Consider the following 3,395-nt stretch of genomic DNA (forward strand, 5'->3'; position numbering starts at 1 on the left):
GCGAAACACCATGAACGTGTCGCCGCGGCCATGAGCGCGAGTGCTGTCCACCCGTGAACCCCGCCCAGCCCAGTAGCTGAGGCGGGGATTCCCGGCCCGGGACCCGTAGCACCCTCCCTTCGGAGCTGATCCGGGTTCCGGCCGGGCAACGCATCCCACGCCGTCGACGCGGATCGGTGCCCGCGAGAGCCCCGAACGGATCTGGTCATCTTCGGTGACCAGATCCGTTCGGGGTCGGGCTCCGGTCCGCCGCGGGGGAGCGGCGGGCGCGTAGCACCCGGGTGAGGACGTCCGGTCGCAGCAGTGCCGATGGCGGTTCGACCAGATTGATGATCCGCATGAACACCCGGGCCACCACCGGGTCGGTGTGCGCGGCGGCGTGCACGTGGGGCAGGTAGGCGTTGACCAGCCTGATCCGCGGGGTGCGCCGTCCCTGCACCTGTGGGTATCCTAGATCATTTCCGGTGGCCAGGGACCAGGCCAGGTCGGCGGGAACGGCCGCGGCGGTGAAGAACCGCCGGGGCAGATCGGTGCCGGCGCGGGCGGAGGCGTCGGTGCGGGCGGAGGTGCCGGTGCGGGCGGCGGGTGGGCCGAGCGCGTCCGGCGTATCCCGCAGGGCGTCCCGCAGCGCCAGCGCCTGCTGGGCCGCGACCGTCATCCCTTGGGCGTACAGCGGGTTGAGGGTGCACACCGCGTCCCCGAGGGCGACGAAGCCGGCGCTGGGCTCGCGCAGGCGTGCGTACGGGCGTCGCACCGATCCGCGGAAGCGGTAGGGGGTCGGGTCCCCGAGCGGCTCGGCGTCGGCGATGAGCCGGGCGATGTCGGGAGCGGGCAGGGTCGCCGCGAAGCGGGCGAACCCGTCCGGGTCGGTGGGCGGATGCTCGCCGAGCATGCCGGCCAGGGTGACGATCCACCGATCGTCCTCCTGCGCGACGGCGCCACCGCCGCGCAGCCCGGGAATCGTCGAGATGATAACCGCGCGTTGGCCGTCGAGGTCGCTCGCGCGTCGCCGGTAGACGCGGGAGGCGTAGCCGAGGTCGACGTCGACCTGCTCCCGCACGGGCACGGGCAGCCCGTGCGCGGCGAGCCAGTCCGCTGCCCGGGAGCCGCGGCCGATCGCATCGACGACCAGATCCGCCTCGATGACCTCGCCGCCGTCGAGGTGCGCATCCGCAGGGCGTACCCCGTCAGGCCGGGTGCTGCTGTCGGGCCGGGTGCTGGAGCCGTTGACTCGGGCGTCGTCTGGCCGCGGGCCGCCATCGAGGCGTTCGACCCGGACCCCGACGATCCGGCCGGGTTCGCCCGGGCCGCCCGGGCCGGGCCGCGCCACCAGCCCAACGGCGCGCACCCGCTGCAGCAGGCGGACCTGGGAACGAGCGAGTATGGCCTCCCGCAGCACGCCCTCCAGCAGCGGCCGGCTCGCCAGCAGGGAGGTGAGCCCGGTGTCGGTGGGGTACAACCGCAGCCCGCGGACGTACCACCGGGTCTCGACGAGCATGTGGGCGCGGGGCGCACCGTGGCCGGTCACGGTGTCGGTGAACCCGGGGAACAGCTCCTCCAGGCACAACCGGCCTCGTTCGGTGAGGGCGTGCAGGTGGGATCCCTGCGCCACGCCGCGGCGAGTACCCTCGGTGGTGAGGTCATCTCGTTCGATGATCGTCACCCGGTCGAAGAACTCGGCCGTCACCCGGGCCGCGAGGAGTCCGGCCATCCCGGCGCCGAGGACGGCAGCGTGCCCGCGGCTACCGCGGGGCGACAGGGAGTCCTGCAAGGCCGCGGAAGCTGACGTCTGGCTTGCCTTGGAGGCTGTCACTGAGCGGTTCCAGGCAGCTCCAGCTTCTTGACCCGCGTCAGCAGCGTGCGCAGCAGGTGTCACATGAACTCCCTCTTACCTGGTCTCTCGCGCGGTTTTCGCGCGGTTCATGGAGCAGGTGCATGGAGCAGGTTCATGGAGCCAGAGCAGCCATGGGTATTGTCGGCCCGCCGGATCGACTCGTGGGTTAATCTTCCCGGAATCCTGGGCGAGAACATCATAAAAATCCAGGGACTTTGTCGTGGGTACGATAGCCTGTTCCCATCGATCGATGGGATGATGCAATGACCGGCCGCCGATATTGTCAAACTAATTGTGGTGAAATAGAAACGAGTCTGCACAGGTCGACGGGACCGGGCCAGGGGAGATTCCAGCATGGCGACCTCCGACACCATCGAGAACGCGCACAGCTTCGACGTATTCCAGCACTATGAGCGGCTGCAGTGGAAGCTGGTCGACCTGCCGTTGGATGAGATCCGCAGGGATCTCATCCAGCCCGAGTACATCGCGCTGGTCAAGGGCGCGGTCATGGGCGAGGCCACCTCCATCGCAGCGGTGCACGGCTTTCTCAACGAGTTCATCGACGATTACGACTGCTCTGCCTTCGTGAACATCTGGGGCTACCAGGAGCTCCAGCACCACTACGCCTTCCGGGCGTGGCTGCAGGCGGTGGACGCCCAGATCGACCAGCGCCGGATCGAGGCGTTGCGCGAGCCCTACGTACCGGGTACCACGCCCAGCGCCACTCTGATCACCACCGTCATCTCGGAGATGACGGTGAACACGGTCTACCGGACGATGTCGGAATGGGTGCGCGAGCCGGTGCTGGCGGACCTCATGCTGCGCGCCAGCCGGGACGAAGCCGGTCATGCCCGGGAGTTCATGTACTTCGCGAAGCGCCGGATGGAGCGGAATCCGCACGAGCTTGTATCCGTGTTGGAGACGTTCCACTTCTACATGTCGAACAACCGGATCAAGCATCCGGTGGGGGAATTCAAGCACCGCCTGCTCGAAGACCTTCAGGGCCACGAGACCATTGACACCGCGTTCGAGGTGTTCTTGCAGGTTTCCGATCCGGATACGCTGGAACAGCTCCAGATGAAGATCCGCAAGGCGCTCGGCAGTGTTCTCGGCCGGGAGTTCAACCGGAACTCCGACATCCGGCAGGCGCTGGTGGAGGCGATGCCCTGACCGCTTCGGCGGCCGAGTTGTGGGGACCTGAGCACGGTCCAGGGATCGCAGACCGTGCTCAGGCCCCCCACATTCACCGGCCGCCGCTTCGTAGGACGGGTCACTGCTGCCGTGGTGGTCCTGGCAGAGTCCTACGGGGTGTCCAGGGTCGTCGACCGGCAGGCGTCGACGAAGCGGACCAGTTCGTCGACCTTGTCGGTGCGGACGTCGACCGCCCGGTTGACCACCCGGATGAGGTGCGGGTAAGCGTCGGTGTGATCGTAGCGGGCAGTCTCGGCGATCCGCAGGGCCCAGCGCCAGTAACCCCGAATCGTGTCGGCTAGGGCCTGTTTGGGAAGTTTATCGGGGCAGCCATTCGTTGATCGCGGCGATGGTGACTGTTGCTTCGTAG

General features: G+C 68.3%; 2 protein-coding genes and 1 pseudogene. 1 reads left to right on the forward strand and 2 read right to left on the reverse strand.

Annotated elements, in window-relative coordinates; translation table 11 throughout:
• Nucleotides 1–205 precede the first annotated feature (205 nt).
• Nucleotides 206–1,813, reverse strand: coding sequence for an FAD-dependent oxidoreductase (locus AC08OU_RS23775; RefSeq protein ID WP_476605866.1), 1,608 nt, complete (start codon nucleotides 1,811–1,813; stop codon nucleotides 206–208).
• Between the two features lie 375 nt (nucleotides 1,814–2,188).
• Here AC08OU_RS23775 and AC08OU_RS23780 point away from each other — a divergent pair, with 375 nt between their 5' ends.
• Entirely contained in the window at nucleotides 2,189–3,004 is an 816-nt protein-coding gene (locus AC08OU_RS23780; protein ID WP_476605867.1) for a ferritin-like domain-containing protein, read from the forward strand.
• A 131-nt stretch (nucleotides 3,005–3,135) separates the two neighbouring features.
• Here the strand turns inward: AC08OU_RS23780 and AC08OU_RS23785 are convergent.
• A pseudogene (locus AC08OU_RS23785) lies at nucleotides 3,136–3,395 on the reverse strand (hypothetical protein); the annotation flags it as partial.

The organism is Frankia sp. CcMO1, from assembly GCF_977945845.1.